The organism is Stenotrophomonas sp. GbtcB23, assembly GCF_019091045.1.
GTDB classification, from domain to species: domain Bacteria; phylum Pseudomonadota; class Gammaproteobacteria; order Xanthomonadales; family Xanthomonadaceae; genus Stenotrophomonas; species Stenotrophomonas rhizophila_A.
In genome coordinates, this window is sequence record NZ_JAGXKC010000011.1 from 36,258 (window position 1) to 54,601 (window position 18,344).

Genomic DNA, 18,344 nt, shown 5'->3' on the forward strand with positions numbered 1-18,344 from the left:
GATTCCATGAGTACGACCCTGACCCTGCAGCCCGGCGCGGTGACGCTGGCGCACTGGCGCGCGATCTTCGACGGTGCCCGCGTGCGCCTGGACCCCGCGTCGGCCGAGGCGGTGCGCCGCAGCGCGCAGACCGTGGCCGACATCGTGGCCAAGGGCGAGCCGGTGTACGGCATCAACACCGGCTTCGGCAAGCTGGCCAGCGTACGCATCGAACGCGACGACCTGGAAACCCTGCAGCGCAATATCGTGCTGTCGCACGCCGCCGGCGTCGGTGAGCCGATGCCCGCGCCGGTGGTGCGCCTGATGATGGCGCTGAAGCTGACCAGCCTGGCCCAGGGCGCCTCGGGCATCCGCCCGGAAACGCTCGCCTTGCTGGAAGCCTTCCTGCAGCAAGACCTGGTGCCGGTGATTCCGTGCCAGGGCTCGGTGGGCGCCTCGGGCGATCTGGCGCCGTTGTCGCACTTGGCCAGCGTAATGATCGGCGTAGGCGAGGCCTTCGTCGGCGGCGAGCGCCTGCCGGCCGCCGATGCGTTGGCCCGCTTCGGCCTGGCGCCGCTGGTCCTGGGCGCCAAGGAAGGCCTGGCCCTGCTCAACGGCACCCAGTACTCCACCGCTTATGCGCTGGCCGGGCTGTTCGAGATCACCACCGTGTTCCAGGCCGCGCTGGTCACTGGTGCGCTGTCGGTGGAAGCGGCCAAGGGCTCGGACACCCCGTTCGATCCGCGCATCCACCAGATCCGCGGCCAGCGTGGCCAGATCGCCACCGCTGCGGCACTGCGCAGGTTGATGCAGGGCTCGGCGATCCGTGAATCGCATCGCGACAACGACGTGCGCGTGCAGGACCCGTACTGCCTTCGCTGCCAGCCGCAGGTGATGGGCGCGGCGTTTGATGTGATGCGCCAGGCCGCCACCACGCTGTCGATCGAGGCCAATGGCGTGTCCGACAACCCGCTGGTGTTCACCGATACCAACGAAGCGCTGTCCGGCGGCAACTTCCACGCCGAACCGGTGGCGTTCGCCGCCGACATGCTGGCGATGGCGGTGTGCGAGATCGGTTCGATCAGTGAACGCCGCACCGCGATGCTGGTCGACCCGGCGCTGTCGGGCCTGCCCGCGTTCCTCACCCCGAAGCCGGGCCTGAATTCTGGTTTCATGATTCCGCAGGTGACCGCCGCCGCGCTGGTTTCGGAAAACAAGCAGCGCGCCTACCCGGCCAGCGTGGATTCGATTCCCACCTCGGCCAACCAGGAAGACCACGTCTCGATGGCCGCGCATGGCGCACGCCGCCTGCTTCAGATGGCCGAGAACGCGGCCAACGTGGTAGGTATCGAGCTGCTGGCCGCCGCGCAGGGGTGCGACTTCCACGGTGGCCTGCGCTCCAGCGATGCACTGGAAGCAGTGCGCCAGCGCCTGCGTGCGCAGGTGCCGACCCTGCAGGATGACCGCTACTTCCACCCGGACATACTGGCCGCCACCGCGCTGGTGCGCAGCGGCGCGCTGGCCGAAGGGCTGGCCGACATCCTGCCGCAGGTGGAGCCGCTGGCATGAACACCCACCCGGACTGGCTGCAGGTGCACGAGGGCGATGCGCCGCTGATCGTCAGCTTCCCGCACACCGGCACCGAGCTGCCCGATGCGCTGGCCGACGATTTCGTGTCGCCGTGGCTGGCCCGCCGCGATGCCGACTGGTGGGTGCATGAGCTGTATGACTTCGCGCAGCGCATGGGCGCCACCACGGTACGTTCGGCGATCTCGCGTTCGGTGATCGACCTCAACCGCGACCCCAGCGGCGTCTCGCTGTATCCCGGGCAGAACACCACCGGGCTGTGCCCGCTGACCACCTTCGACAACCAGCCGCTGTACCACCCGGGGCGGGAGCCGGATGACGCCGACATCGCCCAGCGCCGCGATACGTATTTTGCGCCCTACCACGCGGCGCTGGCCGCGCAGATCGCGCGCCTGCGCCAGCGCCACGGCACCGTGGTGGTATACGACGCGCATTCGATCCGCTCGCACATCCCGCACCTGTTCGACGGCGAACTGCCGCAGTTCAACCTGGGCACTGCCGGTCCCTCCGGCGCGCCGGACACGTCCTGCGACAACGCGCTCAGCGACGTAGTCGAAAACCTGTGCCGGATCAGCGGCCTGCCGCACGTGCGCAACGGCCGCTTCAAGGGCGGCTGGATCACACGCCACTACAGCGACATCGCCGGCGGCGTGCACAGCCTGCAGATGGAGCTGGCCTGCCGCGGCTACATGCACGAACCCGAACAGGTGGACGTGCACAGCTGGCCCACCCCGCTCGACCCCGACCACGCGGCGCCGCTGCGCCACACGCTGCAGCAGGTGCTTACCGCCTGCCTTGAATTCGCGAACTACCGGAGTGCTGCATGAGCCGTCACGATTCCACCCGCACCATCATCGCCCCCACCGGCAGCACGCTCACCGCCAAGAGCTGGCTGACCGAAGCGCCGCTGCGCATGCTGATGAACAACCTGCACCCGGACGTGGCCGAGCGCCCGCAGGAACTGGTGGTGTACGGCGGCATCGGTCGCGCCGCACGCGACTGGGAAAGCTACGACGCCATCATCGAGACCCTCACCCGCCTGGAAGACGACCAGACCCTGCTGGTGCAGTCGGGCAAGCCGGTGGGCGTGTTCCGCACCCATGCCGATGCACCGCGCGTGTTGATCGCCAATTCCAACCTGGTGCCGCGCTGGGCCAACTGGGACCACTTCAACGAGCTGGATAAGAAAGGCCTGGCCATGTACGGCCAGATGACCGCCGGCAGCTGGATCTACATCGGTGCGCAGGGCATCGTGCAGGGCACCTACGAAACCTTCGTGGAAATGGGCCGCCAGCACTACAACGGCAACCTGGCCGGCAAGTGGCTGTTCACCGGCGGCCTGGGCGGCATGGGTGGCGCGCAGCCGCTGGCCGCGGTGATGGCCGGCGCCTCGTGCCTGGCCGTGGAGTGCCGCAAGAGCAGCATCGAGATGCGCCTGCGCACCGGCTACCTGGATACCTGGACCGACAGCCTGGACGAAGCGCTGCGCCTGATCGAGGAATCCTGCACGGCCAGGAAGCCGCTGTCGGTGGGCCTGCTCGGCAACGTCGCCGACGTGCTGGACGAACTGCTGGTGCGCGGGGTCAAGCCGGACCTGCTGACCGACCAGACCTCCGCGCATGACCCGGTCAACGGCTACCTGCCGCAGGACTGGACGGTGGAGCAATGGGACGAACAGCGCGTGAGCGCGCCGAAGGTGGTCGAGAAAGCCGCGCGCGCATCGATGGCCAACCACATCCAGGCCATGCTCGCCTTCCATGCGCTGGGCGTGCCGACCGTGGATTACGGCAACAACCTGCGCCAGATGGCGTTGGAAGAAGGCGTGGAAAACGCCTTCGATTTCCCCGGCTTCGTGCCCGCCTATATCCGCCCGCTGTTCTGCCGCGGCATCGGCCCGTTCCGCTGGGCCGCCCTGAGCGGCGACCCGGAGGACATCGCCAAAACGGATGCGAAGGTGAAGGAACTGATTCCGGACAACCCGCACCTGCACCGCTGGCTGGACATGGCCGCCGAGAAGATCAAGTTCCAGGGCCTGCCCGCGCGCATCTGCTGGGTCGGCTTGGGGGATCGTGATCGCCTCGGGCTGGCGTTCAACGAAATGGTCGCCAACGGCGAGCTGAAGGCACCGGTGGTGATCGGCCGCGACCACCTGGACAGCGGCAGCGTCGCCTCACCGAACCGCGAAACCGAAGCGATGGCCGATGGCTCCGATGCGGTCTCGGACTGGCCGCTGCTCAACGCCCTGCTCAACACCGCCAGCGGTGCGACCTGGGTGTCGCTGCACCACGGCGGCGGCGTGGGCATGGGCTTCTCGCAGCACGCCGGCATGGTGATCGTCTGCGACGGCACCGAAGCCGCCGCCAAGCGCATCGCGCGCGTGCTGTGGAACGACCCGGCGACCGGCGTGATGCGGCATGCCGATGCGGGCTATGAGATCGCGATTGAATGCGCGAGGGAGAAGGGGTTGGATCTGCCTGGGATTCTTTGAACGCATGCCGCCCAGCTTGAGGTCAGCATGGCCGTGCCGGGAGCCCGGGAAACTTGTTTCTCACCCAGGCCGCACGTTCCGCACCTTGGTAGGGTCGCATCCCGATCGACTGCCGATGGCCACACCGCGCCCCGTGGCGGCATTGCAATGATCGGGATCGCCTCTCCCGAAGCAGCGTGGTTGCAGGCGTCCATGCGTTAAAGGGATCGCCTGCCGTGCGTGCAGTCGTTTGGGAACCGACCCTACCCCCCCGTTCCTTCGGTGGGTGACGGCGGCGGCGCAACCTGTTAACTTTCGCGACCTCGCGACGGTTTACAGGTGTCGTGCCTGGCCGCCGCTGCCCATTTCGTACCGATTCCAGACGCATGCCCCCTCTCCTGTCGTTGCACCGCCCCACCCTGTCCACGCTGACCCTGGCCCTTTCGGGCGTACTGATTGCCACCGCCTCCGCCGCCCCGGCCGACAACCCGACGACGCTGGAATCGGTCAACGTCACCGCCGCCGACACCACCGAACAGGCGCGTGCCGCGCTCAAGCGCGTGCCCGGTGCCGGCAATGTGATCGACCTGGCCCGCACCGATGGCCGCCTGGCCGGCACCGCCGATGTGCTGGCCTACCAGCCCGGCATCAGCGCGCAGTCGCCCGGCAACGAAGGGGCCAAGGTCTCCATTCGGGGCTCGGGCATCAACCGCGGCCCCGGCGCGCATGCCTCCGGCATCTCGGTCTCGCTGGATGGCCTGCCCCTCACCGGCCCGGGTGGCACCCCCTACGAGCTGCTGGAACCGTTGTGGCTCAGCCGCGCCGAGGTGCTGCGCGGGGCCAACGGGTTTGAAACCGGCGCGCTGGCGTTGGGGGGTGCGATCAACTACGTCAGCCGCAGCGGCCGTGACGCCACCGGCCTGGAACTGCAGTATGAAGCGGGCAGCCGTGGCTACCAGAAGCGCAGCGTAGGCTACGGCGGCGAGGCGGGCGACGTGGACTACTACCTGGCCTACACCGATACCGAATACGACGGCTACCAGCAGCACGCCGCCGGCGACGGCAAGGGTGCGATGGCGAACGTGGGCTGGCAGATCACCCCGCAGCTGGAAACGCGCTTCTTCCTCCGCTACCGCGAGACCAACCACCAGACGCCCGGACGCCTCACCCGCGCGCAGATCCGCAACGATCCGCGTGCGGCCAATCCGGCCAACCTTGCCATCGATGCGCAGCGCCCGCAGCCGGGCAGCACCTGGCTGGGCAACATGACCACGCTGCAGATCGATGACGATTCCTCGCTGCAGGCGGGGCTGGTCTACCACCACTACCCGATGGATCTCAACGAGAGCCTGTACCGGCAGCAGCTGGATTACACCAACCTCAACGCCACGCTGGATTACCGGCGGCAACACCCGCTGTTCGGGCGCGACAGCGTGACCACGCTCGGCCTGCGCGTCACCCACGACCTGGATGCGGACGTGCGCGAAACCCTGCGCTACCCCAGCAACGGCTACCCCGCCGGCACCCACACCCGCGACTTCTCCCACCACGGCACCAACAGCACGCTGCATGTGGGCAACGACCTGGCGCTGAGCGACACGCTGCGCCTGCAGACCGGCCTCGCGCTGATCAACACCCGCCACGATGTGCAGGTCACCTGGCCGAGCACGCCGGAACGGCTGTCGGGCAGCGACTGGGACTACGCGCCGCGACTGGGCTTCACCTGGCAGCAGACGCCTGCCACGCAGTGGTTCGGCAACCTGAGCCGCTCGGTGGAGCCGGCGCACCCGTGGTCGATGATCTGGGGCTCCAACCTGTATTTCGCCCCGGGCAACGGCGCGTCCAGCGGACGCCAACGCGCACCGGTGGCGCTGGACAACCAGACCGCCACCACGCTGGAGCTGGGCGCACGCGGCGACAGCGCACTCGGCCGTTGGGAACTGACCGGCTACTACGCGCGCGTGCTGCATGAACTGCTGAGCGTGGAGGTCGTTCCCGTGCCGAACCTGTTCGTGGCCGAGAACAACGCCAGCCCGACCGTGCACCGTGGCATCGAGGCCGGGCTGGACAGCACCCTGTGGCAGGGCGCAGACGGTCGCCTCTCGCTGCGCCAGGCGTATACCTTCAGCGACTTCCGCTACCGCCACGATGCCCGCTTCGGCAGCAACCGCCTGCCGGGCCTGCCGCGCCACTACTACCAGGGCGAACTGCGCTTCGATCATCCGACCGGGTTCTACGCCGCGGTCAACACCGAGTACGCCTCGGCGATGTTCGTGGATTACGCCAACAGCTTCCGCGCCGACAGCCACCTCATCTTCGGCACGCGGGTGGGCTTCGATGCACCGAACGGCCGCTGGCAGGCCTGGGCGGAACTGCGCAACATCGGCGACCGCCATTACGCCGCGACGGTGACTCCCGGCTATGACGACGCCGGCCGCGACGTGGCGCGCTCGACCCCCGGCGATGGTCGCGGTGTTTACGCGGGCGTGCGTTGGCGATTCGAATGAGGGTGCCCGGGTGCCAGTAGAAATACTGGCGCCCGGCGCATCTATTGCCGTAGCCGCACGCGTCGGTGCGGCAGACACTGGAACCTCCCTGGCCGCCCTGCGGAGTTCCCGTGAACCAGTCCATTCCCCTGCTTGCCTGTGCCCTGCTGCTCGGATTGGGCGCAGCCGCCACCTGCCAGGCGCAGACGCCAAGCGACACCGCCGAACAGCGTTTCACCGCTTTGGACAAGAACGGCGACGGCCAGGTCAGCGAGGACGAATACGATGGCGCGGCCCTGTTTCGCCTGCTCGATGTCGACCACAACTACCGGGTGTCGGTCGAGGACATCCAGTCCGTGCTCGGCCCGGACCGCGACGGCCAGCTCAGCGCGGCTGACCGCATCCGCGTGGCCGACCTCAACGACAACGGCGAGCTGACCGAAGACGAAGTCAGCCGCGTGACCGACATGCGTTTCCAGTCGCTGGACGCCAACCACGACAATAACCTGACCCTGACCGAACTGCGGGCTGGGTTCTGGCGGCCCTGAGCGGCCGGATAGTCGCGCGCCCTTCCCCCATGTGGAATGAATTCAGCCACACCTTCCTGGTTATCTTCACCAGCCTGCTGCCGGTCATCAATCCGCCGGGAGCGGCACTGATGGTGCTGGGCCTGCTGCCCGATGCCACGCCCGCCCAGCGCGGCCGGGTCGCTCGCGCGGTGGCCTTCAACAGCCTGGTGATGCTCGCTGTGTCGGTCAGCGTCGGGGCGTGGGTGTTGTCCTTCTTCGGCATCTCCATCCCGGTATTGCGCCTGGCCGGCGGGCTGGTGATTGCCGCCACCGGCTGGCGCCTGCTGCAGGCACCGGCGCAGGCGGAACGCAGCTCGGTGGCCGGCGCCGCCGAAGCGGAGGCGCGCCACGACCTGGATGCCACGGTGGAGTCGCAGACCTTCTATCCGTTCACCCTGCCGCTGACCGTGGGTCCCGGTGCGATCGCGGTTGCGACGGCCGTAGGCACCACCTCGCCCAAAGACGGGCCGGAATCGGTGCATGTCGTCGCGGCAGGCTGCGCGCTGCTGGCGTTGAGCGTGCTGATCTACCTGTGCATGCGCTACGCCGGGCGGCTGCAATCCTTGCTGGGGCCTGCGGGCATGCAGGTGATGCTGCGCCTGTTGGCGTTCGTGATCCTGTGCATCGGTGTCGAGATCGGCTGGATGGGACTGTCCGAGCTGCTGGGGCTGCCAGTGGCGCACTGATCGGCTGGGCTTGACCCAGGTCAGGTCGCCCCGCGGTGCCGGAGCGGCTGCACCACCTGGTGCAGGCCCAGTCTCGATGCCGCCGTTGAACTCAGACCAGCGAACCCAGCATGAAGTAAGGCAGGTACATCGCAAACAGCAGGCCCACCGAGCCCAGCAGGCCTGCGCCAAGGCCCAGCAGCCCGGCCAGGATGCGGCCGGCGATGGGCGGGCCGAAGTGCCAGCACGCCCCCACCAGCGCCGGCGCCAGCCAGGCCAGCAGATAACCCTGGCTGTAGACGCGACTGATCCACGGCAGAGCCTGGCCGGCGCTGCCGAACATCTCCACGAACTGCGGCAGCAGCAGTGCCCCGAACAGGGTCACCACGAACGCCATGGCCACACTTGCGGCCAACCCCACCCACGGCAGGATGCCGGCACTGCGCTGCAGGAGCGGATGGGCTAGGTTCACCCCTGGCTGGCCCCTTCCACGGCATTGATCACTGCCTCGATCCGGTGACCATCCGGGTCAATGACGAATGCTGCGTAGTAGCCATCGCCGTAATCCGGCCGCAAGCCCGCCGTACCATTATCTCGACCGCCGGCCTGGAGGGCGGCGAGATGGAAGGCATCGACCGCCTCACGCGACAATGCCGCGAAGGCCAGGTGGAAGCCGGCCCCCGGTGCGCTGGCATCGTCACGAAGCTTCAAGCAAAAAAGATCCTGGTCGTCGATCAATCCGTAACCGATCGCCGTGTCGTCCTCGAACACACGGCGGTAGCCCAACGCACTCAACACCGCGTCGTAGAACCTGCCTGCAACAACCAGGTCGCGAACACCGAGCGAAATGTGGTGCAGCATGTCAGTTCGGCCCATACGACGGCGGCAGCGTGGCGGTGCCCCACTGCGTGTTCTTCGCCTTGCCCAGTTCAAACTCCAGCGTGCCGCCCTTCTGCACCACGCTGGCCGGCAGCCAGCTGGCGTCGCTGGACTTGCCGTCCACGCGCAGCGACTGCACGTACGGTGCGTCCATCGCCGCGCCATTGGCCGTGATGGTCAAGGTGGCGCCGGGGCGCTGGATGACCGCTTCGCGGAACAGCGGGCTGCCGATCACCAGGTCGGCACGGCCCGGGTACAGCGGGTACAGGCCCAGCGCCGACCACACGTACCACGACGACATCTGGCCCAGGTCATCGTTGCCGGGCATGCCTTCAGGCGCATTGGTCCAGATCTGGCGCATGGCTTGGCGCACGGTTTCCTGTGTTTTCCACGGCTGGCCGACGAAGTTGTACAGCCACGGTGCCGCCACCGAGGGTTCGTTGTCCAGCTCGGCATGCAACGGGCCGGACTTGGTCACCGCCCATGCGCCATCTTCCTTGCGGAAGAACGCATCCAGGCGCTGGATGGCCGCGTCGCGGCCGCCAAGCGTGGCGATCAGCCCGGCCGGGTCGAACGGCACCATCCACAGGTACTGCGCGCCGCTGCCTTCGACGAACTCCTCATCCGAGGCCGGGTCGAACGCCGGCCAGCTGCCGTCGGCATTGCGCGGCTGGATGTAGCCGGCCTGCGCCGTGGCCTTGGGGTTGTACAGGTTGCGCCACCAGCCGGATCGCTGGCGGAACAGCGCCGCGCCCTGTTTGTCGCCTGCGGCGTTGGCAAGTTCGGCAAGGCCGAAATCAGCGGCCGCCATTTCCAGCGTGTCCGAGGCGGTGCCCCAGCCCGGCGCGCCCACCGGCATGTATTTCAACGCCATCCACTGATCCAGGCCCGGGCGCTGGCCGACGCACAGTACCGGGCAGCCGCGCCGGCTGAGGTCGCGTTCGGTCGGCACCGTGGCCGCCTTCTTGAGCGACGCGTAGGCGCGTTTCAGATCGAAGCTGCGGCCACCGAACGCGTGGATCGCAGCGACCGACGGCGGCGACGGATCGCCGTTCATCACCCCGGTGGCACCGGTCAGGTGCGTCCAGCGGTCCCACACGCCGCCGTTCTGGTCGGCCTGGTTGAGCAGGGACTGCGCGATGTCCGAACCGACCTGCGGCTGCAGCAGCGTGACCAGCTGCAGCTGCGAGCGGTACACGTCCCAGCCCGAGTAGTTGGCGTACTGCGCACGCTGGCCTTTCGACAGCGCATGCACCTTGCCGTCCATGCCGCGGTAGCGGCCATCGCCGTCACTGAACAGGTTGGGCGCGAGCAGCGTGTGGTACAGCGCGGTGTAGAACACGGTGCGTTCGTCGGGGGTGCCACCGGCCACGCGCACCTGGCCCAAGGTCTTGTTCCACTCGGCGCGGGTCGCGGCCTGGGTCGCTTCCACGGTGGTGCCCACCGGGCTTTCGCGGCGCAGGTTGGCGCGTGCACCGGCCTCGTCCACGTAGGAAATGCCGATGCGCGTGGTCACCTTCGGGCTGCGCTTGGGATCGAACTGGATCCAGCCGCCGGCACCCTTCCCCACTGGCGGGTGGCCTTGGGTACCGTAGCTGGTGCCGCCACCGCCTTCGCGCGCGCCGGCCTGCACGGTCTCGTCGCGCCAGGTGCCGCCGACCTCGAAGGGCTGGTCGAACTCGGCCACGAAATGCAGCGTGTAATAACTTTCGCGGCGATCTTCGGCGAGGTAGCCGCAGAAGTTGCCGGCGGTGACCGTGCCGCGCACGGTGCGCGTGGCCGGATCGATCACGATGCTCGAATCGGTACTCCCCACTTCACTGTCGGAAGTGCGGAACAGCAGGTTGGCCGGCTTGTCGGCCGGGAACTGGAACTGCCCCACCGCCGTGCGCGCAGTGGCGCCCAGGTCCACCACCACGCCGTTGTCGAGCGTGAGCCGGTACGCACCGGGACTGGCCGACTCGCGCTTGTGGTCCAGCACGCTGGCGTAGCGCAGCCCGGCCTCGGCCGACGACGGCGACAGTTCCACCTTGTTGGTGACCGGCATGATCGGAACGTCGCCGCTGGCCCCGGTGCAGCCGGTACCGGACACATGGGTCAGGCTGAAGCCGCGCACGCCGTTGCCGCGCCACTCGTAGCCACCGGGCGCCGCAATGGCGAAGCGCTTGCCCGGCAGCGGGGTCATCTCGGGGCTGAAGGCCACCATGCCGAACGGCACTGACGGACCCGGATACACATTGCCGGCGTTGGTGGTGCCGATGAAGGGATTGACCTCGGCGGCGAGGTCGGCGGCCTGCAGGGCGCAGGGCGCGGCGGTCAGGACAAGCGAAACGGCAACCAGCATCGAACGGTGCACGACGAACTCCCAGAGCGGAAAGGACGGGCCATCAACGTAGCGCCACGGCCTGCGTGGCTGGATCGATTGTATCGATCTAAACCCCGCCCGCAATCTGACCAAAGGCACCCCTGTCGCGGGGCGTCAGAACCCGTCGAGGGTGCGCAGCAACGAACCGAAGGTGAGATAGAACGAGTCGTGCCCGCCTTGGGCGCGGCCGTAGCCGAGGAACACCGGCCCAAGGAACGTATCGGCCCCGACGAACACGCTGCCGGCACTCTGCATGCCGTCGATGTTCACCTCATCACGCGTGCGCCAGAACCCGCCCCATTCCAGGCTGCCCCCGACGTACAGCGGAATGGTCAGCAACGAGTCGGCATGGGCCACGCGGCGGTAGTACACCATGCGCGCCAGCGCGGTCTGCGGGGCGAAGATCGCCTCTTCCGGGTACCCCGACAGGTTGCCCAGGCCGCCCAGGAAGCCGTAGGTGGCCAGCAGGTCGTCGCCACCGTGGGCGGATGAAATGCGCAGTCCAGCGAGCCAGCGACTTTCGCCCCGCGCCCAGGCGCCATCCCACTGCAGGCGAGTAACGGCGGCGGGATCATCCGTGCCCAGCGCGTCCAGGTAGTGCTGGCGGGTCAGCGACAGGCGCTGGCCGCGGCTGGGGAAGGCCGAACTGTCGATGGAATCGTGGCGCAGCTGCCAGCCGATGCTGCCCATGTCGGCGCGGTAGTTGCCCAGCTCGCTGGGATTGCCCACATCCAGCCGGGTGCGCTCCTGCCCGCGCTCGAGGAAGCTGGCCAGTTCCCAGTCCGGATGCGGCGACCAGGCCCAGCGCAGGCCACCCAGCCATTGGCTGTAGCGGTACTGCGCCAGCGAACCACGCTGCAGCAGCGCCAGGTCCAGGTCGGTGGCGCGGTAGCGTGCATAGGTCGAGAGCGCGTGCCGGCCGCTGCTGCCAAACGGGTGGTCGTACTCGGCGAAGGCTTCTTCCACTTCGCCCAGCCCGATGCGCAGTTTCAGTTCGGCGCCCTGGTCGGTCAGGCCGGTGCGGGTGAACTCGCTGATCAGCTGGTAGTTGCTGCTGCCATCGAAGTCATCGGACAGGCGCAGCGCGAAATGCAGGAAATCCGGGCCCCAGCGTTTGTCCTGCGGGGCGACGACCAGGCCGAACTGATCATCGCGCTGGTCCAGCCGCCATTGCACCTGCTCGTAGCGGCCCTCGCCGTAGGTCAGTGCAACCTGGCGTTCGATCCGTTCCGGTTGCAGCGGCTGGCCCAGCTGCGGCTGCAGGCGCTGTTCGATGAAGCGCGGGGTCTGCGTGTCCTCGCGCAGCACGTCGATGAACGCGACGATCGGCGTTTCATAGGCCGGCGGCCGGTGCTGCTGCTGGAAGATCGCGTACTGCGCCGGATCCACCTGGTAGCGCTGGATGCCCGCCACCTCGGCTTGTGCGGCCTGCTCGCCCACCGCTACCGCTGCCGGCGAGTGATTGAAGTCCTGGCTGCCCATGTCGCCCAGCGGCGGCGTGATCAGCAGATCCTGCGTACCCAGCGTGGCCAGCTGCGCATCGACCACCCGCTTCATCAGCACGCCGGCCATCTGGTGGCTGATCGCCAACGGCGAATCCAGGCGTTCTTCGCTCATCAACGGCGTGCCCACCCGCACCACGATCAGGCGCTGCGCGCCGGGCCGGCGCGCTTCGTCGATCGGCAGGTTGTCGACTACGCCGCCATCGACCAGCAGGTGGTCCTGGTAACGCACCGGTGCGAACACGCCGGGGACCGACATGCTGGCGCGGATCGCCAGCGCCATGTCGCCCTGGCCGAACACCACCTTGTCGCCGGTGACGATATCGGTGGCCACCGCCCGGAACGGGATGGGCAGCTGGTCGAAATCGCGCACCTGCCAGGTCGGCAGCAGCAGCCGGCGCAACAGCATTTCCAGTTTCTGGCCCTGGATCAGGCCGCGCGGGAATGCGATCTTGCCGTTGCTCAGGCCGACTTCGACCCCGCCGAGCAGGCGCAGGTCGTCTTCCTTGCGGCGCATGCTGCGTTCGTTGCGCGGTGGTTTGTCGCGCAGTACGTCGGCCCAGTCGATGCGGTCGAGCACGGTTTCGATTTCATCGGCCGAGTATCCGGAGGCATACAGCCCGCCGACCACCGCGCCCATCGAGGTGCCGACGATGCAGTCCACCGGCACCCGCTCGCGCTCCAGCACCTTGAGCACGCCGATATGCGCTGCGCCACGCGCGCCGCCACCGCCGAGCACCAGGCAGGTGCGCGGGCGGTCGTGGTGCGTGCCGGCGTGCGTATCCGTCGCTGCCTGCCGCGCCCCGGCTGCCAGCGGCAGCAGGAGCGCAGCAACGAATGCCCACCGACGGAGCAGGCGCACCTTCCTGTGCGACGGACGGGGGTCATCCTGCATGTCAGCTCCTGGCGTCGTATTCTGGCCGATGCCCGCACTGTGCCTGTGCCACCCGCGCTCGTCCAGATCGACGGGCAGCACGCAGGGCGTGGCGCTACTTGGCGTTTTTGACGTAGGTGTCGAACCAGTTGAGCATTTCCGAGACCAGCTGCTCGTTGGACTCCAGCGCCGTGTACCAGTGCGGTTCATTGGGCAGCATCACCAGCCGGGTGATGCCGCCGTTGCCGCGGATCGCCTGGTACAGCTTGCGCGACTGGAACGGTTCGGTACCCGGGTTGGCGTCGTCCTCGCCGTGGACAAGCAGCAGCGGCAGCTTGATCTTGTCGGCATAGAAGAACGGCGAGGCCTTCAGGTACACGTCCTGCGCCTGCCACACCGAACGCCGTTCGTTCTGGAAACCGAACGGGGTGAAGGTCTTGTTGTACGACCCGCTGGTGGCCACGCCGGCCTTGAACAGGTCGGTGTGCGCGATCAGGTTGGCGGTCATCAGCCCACCATGGCTGTGCCCGGTGACGCCGATCCGGTTGCGGTCCACCACGCCCAGGTCCACTGCCTTGTCGACCGCGGCCTTGGCATCGGCTTCGAGCTGCTCCAGGTAGGTGTCGTAGGCATTCTTCGGATCACCGACGATCGGGAACGCGGCGTTGTCGATGATCGCGTAGCCGGCCAGCAGCATCAGCCGGTACGGCGCCAGGCGCGTGAAGGTCTGCTGCGAACCGGAGACCTGCCCGGCCTGCGCCGCATTGGCGAAGTCGGCCGGGTATGCGTAAAGGATGGCCGGAACGCGCTCGCCTTCCTGGTAGCCCGGCGGGGTGTACAGGGTGAACGACAGGTCCACCCCGTCGGCGCGCTTGTAGGTGACCAGGCGCTTCTTGATCTGGCGCACTTCCGGGGTCGGGTCGCTGAGCGTGGTCAGCGCGGTGGCGGTGGAGGTGTACTGCGCCTCGCCGTCTTCAGCGCTGGCAGCGCGTTCGCCCTGCTGGCGCACGAACGCATTCGGCGGGTCCATCACGGACTGGTGCCAGGTCAGGTAGCGGCCCGGGGTGGCGGTCAGCCCCAACACCTGCTCATAGGCGTCGGCGCCACTGCGGAACAGGCGCTCGGTCTTGAGCGTACCCAGGTCCAACCGGTCCAGGAACGGACGGTCGCCCTGCGGCGAACTGCCCTGCCCGCGCAGGAACACGAAGCTGCCGTCCTGGCGCACCACCGGCGCGCCGTTGGGCAGGCGCTTGAACACCAGGTTGCCCGGGTCGGCGTAGAGCTCGTCGCTGGACAGGTCCCAGAACAGCCGGCCTTCCTGCCCGGGCTGGTCGACATCGACGATGCGGGTCTGCCGCCAATGACGGTTCTCATCATTTTCGAACAGGAACGACACCGCCGGGTCCGCGCTCCAGGCAATGCCTTCGAAGCGCTGCGCGGTCCGCGCGATTTCCTGCGGTTTGGCGGAGAACGGTGCCTTCAGCGCCAGCACGCGGTCGCGGTGCGGCACGGTTACTTTCCAGTCGCCCTTGTCCAGCGCTTCGGCATAGACCAGCGTGGCCGGATCGGTGGAGCGCCAGTCGAAATCGCGCGGGCCTTCGGGCACGCCGTGCACCGGCACGCGGTCGGCCAGCGGCAGGCTGGCGATGGGCGTGTTGCGGCCCGTGCCCAGGTCGAGCACCGCAACGTCATTGGCGAAACGCTGGTAGGTCACCGCGTGCGAGAACGGGGCCTTGAGGGTTTCGGTGAGCACATGCACGCCATCGGGGGCGGCATTGACCTCGTTGTACAGCGCCGGCGCGCCTATCGCGCGCACGCTGCCGGCGCTGGCGTCCACCACGGCCAGCTGCGAGGTACCGTAGTAGGCGAACAGGGCTTCGTCATGCGCGCTGGTCAGGGTGTCGCGGGCTTCGTAGGTGCTGCTCTCGCCACTGCTGCCCAGCGATTCCTGTACGTCGGGGCCACCGGGGCCGTTGCCGCTGCTCGGGGCCGGGCCCTGCTTGGCCGGCACGGTCTTGACCAGCAGCTGCTGGCCACCGCCCAGCCACTGCACGGTGTAACCGAAGATGGGATTGAGCTGGACGCCCGGGATCTGTTTGACCTGGCCGGTGCGCGCATCACCGACCCACAGCTGCACCGAGGTGTCTACTGCGTTCTGGAACGCGAAGTGGCTGCCATCGGCCGACCACTGCGCCACCCCGGCACAGCCCTGCGGCAACGCGACCTTGGTGGTGCGGGCGGTGCCGACATCCACCAGCGAGAAATCGGCGACACACGCCGGAATGCCGTAGCCGCCCTGGGTATCGTGGCGGCTGCGGTTCTTCGGTTCCAGCCGCACGCCGGCCAGCTTGAGATACGGCTGGGCAACGCGCTCGATCGACGGATAGGTCTGCAGCGTGGTCAGCAGCAGCCGCTGCCCGCTCGGGTCCAGGCTGGGCTGCGGCGGTGGCGGCGCCTTGAGCACCTTGAGCAGCTGCTCCGGCGGTTTGGCGTAATCGGCGAAGGCCGGTGCGGCAAGGCTGAGCGCGGCCACGGCGACGGCGGTGGCAAGGCAGGTACGACGGATGAGCATCCAGATCCCCTTGAAGGTGTGGGTCCCGGCGGCGCACATGTCGCCGGCATGCCCACAAATCTAGCACCGGGTCATCGCGCCGGAATGGGCCGAAAGCACTGGGTGCATTGCCGGCCTTGCACTTCGGATGCCGTCAATCAGGCGCCCTGGTAAACGTCGTGTACAAGTGAAATGCCCAACGCTGCCATTCGGCCGAGCAACCGGGGCGGCAGCTCGATGGCGAAGTTCCGGTTGCTGTGCGAACTGAACAAGATGCGGGAGGTGGCGACGGCAGGAATTGGTGCGCGCCAGGCCTTGGTTGTCGTGCATGACGGCACTCCTGGCTGGGTTGCGGGGCTGGGCACGGCCCGGGTCTACGGGGGCGTCGCCCTTGGGGGCTGCCGTGTGCCGGGTCCCTGGATCAATGGGCTGGCGTGCGCTCGCCGCGGTCGATGATTGCGCCTTCGATGCTGTCCTTGGGTGCGCCGATGCGCTCCATGAAGTCGCGCAGCATCACCTCGCGGCAGTGCTCGACGGATTGCCCATCGCGTTCGGCGAACATCCGCGCGGCATGCTCGAACAGGTCCGAGAGCAACTCGCCGAAATCGGCGGCGCCGCCACTGAGATCGGAATTGAGGGTCACGTGGAGCTCTTCGTGGGCGGCCCACAGGCGCATGATCTCGAAGGCCTCTGGGTCGCTCAGGACGCCGTCAGGGATGCGCAGTTCGTCGGTGTACATCAGGTGTCGTCCTTGCATGCGGGAGGGGGCGGCGCCACGGTAAGATGGCGCTGCTCACTCCGTCAATGGATGTCCCTTGCGTACCGTCCACGCGCTCCGTTACATCACACCGCTCCGCGAGGGCGGCTCCCTGCCGGCCGTGGTCGAGACCGACGACGACGGCATGGTCGTGCTGAAGTTCCGGGGCGCCGGCCAGGGTCCCAAGGCACTGATTGCCGAGCTGATCGCCGGCGAGCTGGCACGCACGCTGGGCCTGCCGATTCCGGAAATCGTGTTCGTCGAGCTTGACCGCGAGTTCGCGCGCACCGAGCCCGACCCGGAGATCCAGGACCTGATCCGCGCCAGCGAAGGCCTCAGCCTGGGCAGCGATTACCTGCCCGGCGCGATCAACTACGACGTGGCGGCGATGCCGGTGGATGCCGACCTCGCCTCGCGCATCGTGTGGTTCGACGCCTTCACCAGCAATGTCGACCGCACCGCACGCAACCCGAACCTGATGGTGTGGCACCGCAAGCTGTACCTGATCGACCACGGTGCAGCGATGTACTTCCATCACGATTGGGCCACGGCGGGCGATGCCTGCGTAAAGCCGTTCCTGCTGATCCGCGACCATGTGCTGCTGTCGTTCGCCACGAACATCGCCGAGGTGGATGGTGAGCTGGCGGCGCGGCTGCCGTATGCGGAGATTGAACGCATCGTCGCGCTGGTGCCGGACAGCTGGCTGGTGGACGAGCCGGCCTTTGAAAGCCCGGCGGCCTACCGCCAGGCGTACATCGATTATCTGAAGTGCCGTCTGCAGGCTCGTGCCGCTTTTGTAGAGGAGGCCGTCCGTGCCCACGCTGCACACGTATGACTATGCGGTGATCCGCGTGGTACCGCGGGTGGAACGCGAAGAGTTCATCAACGTCGGGGTGATCGTATCCTGCCCGGGGGCGAAGCATCTTCAGGCGGCGATTGAGATTGACCCGGTGCGGATGCAGGCGTTCGCGCCGTCGCTGGATGTGGAGGCGTTGCAGCCATGGCTGGATGCGATCGTGGCGATCTGTCGGGGTGATGCTGCTGCGGGCCCGATCGCGCAGCTTCCAGCGCGCGCGCGGTTCCACTTCCTCACTGCCAAGCGCAGTTCGGTGGTGCAGATGTCGAGCACGCACGTAGGGCGGACAGCGGATCCGCAGGGCGTGGTGGAGCATCTGATGCGCAGGATGGTGCGGGTGGTGTGATGGTTGCATCATGGGTTGGGAGCCGACTGTCAGTCGGCTGCTTTTGCCCCTGCGGTAGAGCCGACTGTTAGTCGGCTGCTTTTGCCCCTGCGGTAGAGCCGACTGTTAGTCGGCTGCTTTTGCTTTTGGGGGTTGATTTGCTGGTCGGGTGTTTTTTTGTTTCGCGAAGAGCAGCCGACTAACAGTCGGCTCTACCGTCGGCTCTACCGTCTGCTTTGTTCCTTCCCTCTACAGCGCCCATCTGCACCATGCGTGTGGATAGTCGCCTATCCGTTCCGCAAGCTTTGCACGCACTGGATTGGCAAGAATGTACATCGCCTGTTCGCGCAGTGATTCGTCGCTCCGGATCGCATGGTCGTAGTAGCCCGGCTGCCAGACGGCGCCGCTACGCTTCCGACATCGATTCATCAGGTAGCTGCTGCGCGCCTTGAAGCGCTACACGCAGTAGCCCATGGTGTGGG

14 protein-coding genes are annotated in these 18,344 nt (G+C 67.6%); 8 read left to right on the forward strand and 6 right to left on the reverse strand.

Going from position 1 to position 18,344, the window contains the following annotated elements; genetic code table 11:
* Nucleotides 1–6 precede the first annotated feature (6 nt).
* From hutH to KVS69_RS06615, 6 genes are all read left to right on the forward strand, one after another.
* Nucleotides 7–1,548, forward strand: a complete 1,542-nt coding sequence (hutH, locus tag KVS69_RS06590; RefSeq protein WP_217537538.1) for a histidine ammonia-lyase — start codon at nucleotides 7–9, stop codon at nucleotides 1,546–1,548.
* On the forward strand, nucleotides 1,545–2,393 hold the full coding sequence (gene hutG / locus KVS69_RS06595; RefSeq protein WP_217537539.1) for an N-formylglutamate deformylase: 849 nt from the start codon (nucleotides 1,545–1,547) through the stop codon (nucleotides 2,391–2,393). The genes hutH and hutG overlap by 4 nt, the downstream gene beginning before the upstream one ends.
* Nucleotides 2,390–4,054, forward strand: a complete 1,665-nt coding sequence (hutU, locus tag KVS69_RS06600; protein WP_217537540.1) for a urocanate hydratase — start codon at nucleotides 2,390–2,392, stop codon at nucleotides 4,052–4,054. Before hutG ends, hutU begins: the two co-directional genes overlap by 4 nt.
* A gap of 365 nt (nucleotides 4,055–4,419) precedes the next feature.
* Nucleotides 4,420–6,540: a TonB-dependent receptor gene (locus KVS69_RS06605; protein ID WP_217537541.1), complete on the forward strand. Its 2,121-nt coding sequence runs from the start codon at nucleotides 4,420–4,422 to the stop codon at nucleotides 6,538–6,540.
* A gap of 110 nt (nucleotides 6,541–6,650) precedes the next feature.
* Nucleotides 6,651–7,067, forward strand: a complete 417-nt coding sequence (locus KVS69_RS06610) for a hypothetical protein (RefSeq protein ID WP_217537542.1) — start codon at nucleotides 6,651–6,653, stop codon at nucleotides 7,065–7,067.
* 29 nt (nucleotides 7,068–7,096) lie between these two features.
* Nucleotides 7,097–7,774: a MarC family protein gene (locus KVS69_RS06615; protein WP_217537543.1), complete on the forward strand. Its 678-nt coding sequence runs from the start codon at nucleotides 7,097–7,099 to the stop codon at nucleotides 7,772–7,774.
* A gap of 91 nt (nucleotides 7,775–7,865) precedes the next feature.
* On the opposite strand, the gene KVS69_RS06620 is transcribed toward KVS69_RS06615, so the two are convergent.
* From KVS69_RS06620 to KVS69_RS06645, 6 genes are all read right to left on the reverse strand, one after another.
* Complete coding sequence (locus KVS69_RS06620; protein WP_217537544.1) at nucleotides 7,866–8,225, reverse strand: hypothetical protein; 360 nt, start codon at nucleotides 8,223–8,225, stop codon at nucleotides 7,866–7,868.
* Complete coding sequence (locus tag KVS69_RS06625; protein WP_217537545.1) at nucleotides 8,222–8,614, reverse strand: VOC family protein; 393 nt, start codon at nucleotides 8,612–8,614, stop codon at nucleotides 8,222–8,224. Before KVS69_RS06625 ends, KVS69_RS06620 begins: the two co-directional genes overlap by 4 nt.
* Before the next feature lies 1 nt (nucleotide 8,615).
* The gene (locus tag KVS69_RS06630; protein WP_217537546.1) at nucleotides 8,616–10,988 is read right to left on the reverse strand and encodes a GH92 family glycosyl hydrolase; all 2,373 of its coding nucleotides are present in this window, start codon (nucleotides 10,986–10,988) and stop codon (nucleotides 8,616–8,618) included.
* A 123-nt stretch (nucleotides 10,989–11,111) separates the two neighbouring features.
* The gene (locus KVS69_RS06635; protein WP_217537547.1) at nucleotides 11,112–13,394 is read right to left on the reverse strand and encodes a patatin-like phospholipase family protein; all 2,283 of its coding nucleotides are present in this window, start codon (nucleotides 13,392–13,394) and stop codon (nucleotides 11,112–11,114) included.
* Between the two features lie 94 nt (nucleotides 13,395–13,488).
* Entirely contained in the window at nucleotides 13,489–15,945 is a 2,457-nt protein-coding gene (locus tag KVS69_RS06640) for a prolyl oligopeptidase family serine peptidase (RefSeq protein ID WP_217537548.1), read from the reverse strand.
* 400 nt (nucleotides 15,946–16,345) lie between these two features.
* On the reverse strand, nucleotides 16,346–16,663 hold the full coding sequence (locus KVS69_RS06645; RefSeq protein ID WP_083214175.1) for a DUF5076 domain-containing protein: 318 nt from the start codon (nucleotides 16,661–16,663) through the stop codon (nucleotides 16,346–16,348).
* A gap of 76 nt (nucleotides 16,664–16,739) precedes the next feature.
* On the opposite strand from KVS69_RS06645, the gene KVS69_RS06650 reads away from it, so the two are divergent.
* Both KVS69_RS06650 and KVS69_RS06655 read left to right on the forward strand, forming a co-directional pair.
* Complete coding sequence (locus tag KVS69_RS06650; RefSeq protein WP_217537549.1) at nucleotides 16,740–17,516, forward strand: HipA family kinase; 777 nt, start codon at nucleotides 16,740–16,742, stop codon at nucleotides 17,514–17,516.
* Nucleotides 17,494–17,883: a DUF3037 domain-containing protein gene (locus KVS69_RS06655; RefSeq protein WP_217537550.1), complete on the forward strand. Its 390-nt coding sequence runs from the start codon at nucleotides 17,494–17,496 to the stop codon at nucleotides 17,881–17,883. The genes KVS69_RS06650 and KVS69_RS06655 overlap by 23 nt, the downstream gene beginning before the upstream one ends.
* Nucleotides 17,884–18,344 lie beyond the last annotated feature (461 nt).

Coding starts and splice junctions, on each gene's coding strand:
- hutG (WP_217537539.1), top strand. CDS start 1,545: ATGAACACCCACCCGGACTGGCTGCAGGTGCACGAGGGCGATGCGCCG.
- KVS69_RS06635 (WP_217537547.1), bottom strand. CDS start 13,394: ATGCAGGATGACCCCCGTCCGTCGCACAGGAAGGTGCGCCTGCTCCGT.
- KVS69_RS06615 (WP_217537543.1), top strand. CDS start 7,097: ATGTGGAATGAATTCAGCCACACCTTCCTGGTTATCTTCACCAGCCTG.
- KVS69_RS06625 (WP_217537545.1), bottom strand. CDS start 8,614: ATGCTGCACCACATTTCGCTCGGTGTTCGCGACCTGGTTGTTGCAGGC.
- KVS69_RS06640 (WP_217537548.1), bottom strand. CDS start 15,945: ATGCTCATCCGTCGTACCTGCCTTGCCACCGCCGTCGCCGTGGCCGCG.
- hutH (WP_217537538.1), top strand. CDS start 7: ATGAGTACGACCCTGACCCTGCAGCCCGGCGCGGTGACGCTGGCGCAC.
- KVS69_RS06605 (WP_217537541.1), top strand. CDS start 4,420: ATGCCCCCTCTCCTGTCGTTGCACCGCCCCACCCTGTCCACGCTGACC.
- hutU (WP_217537540.1), top strand. CDS start 2,390: ATGAGCCGTCACGATTCCACCCGCACCATCATCGCCCCCACCGGCAGC.
- KVS69_RS06645 (WP_083214175.1), bottom strand. CDS start 16,663: ATGTACACCGACGAACTGCGCATCCCTGACGGCGTCCTGAGCGACCCA.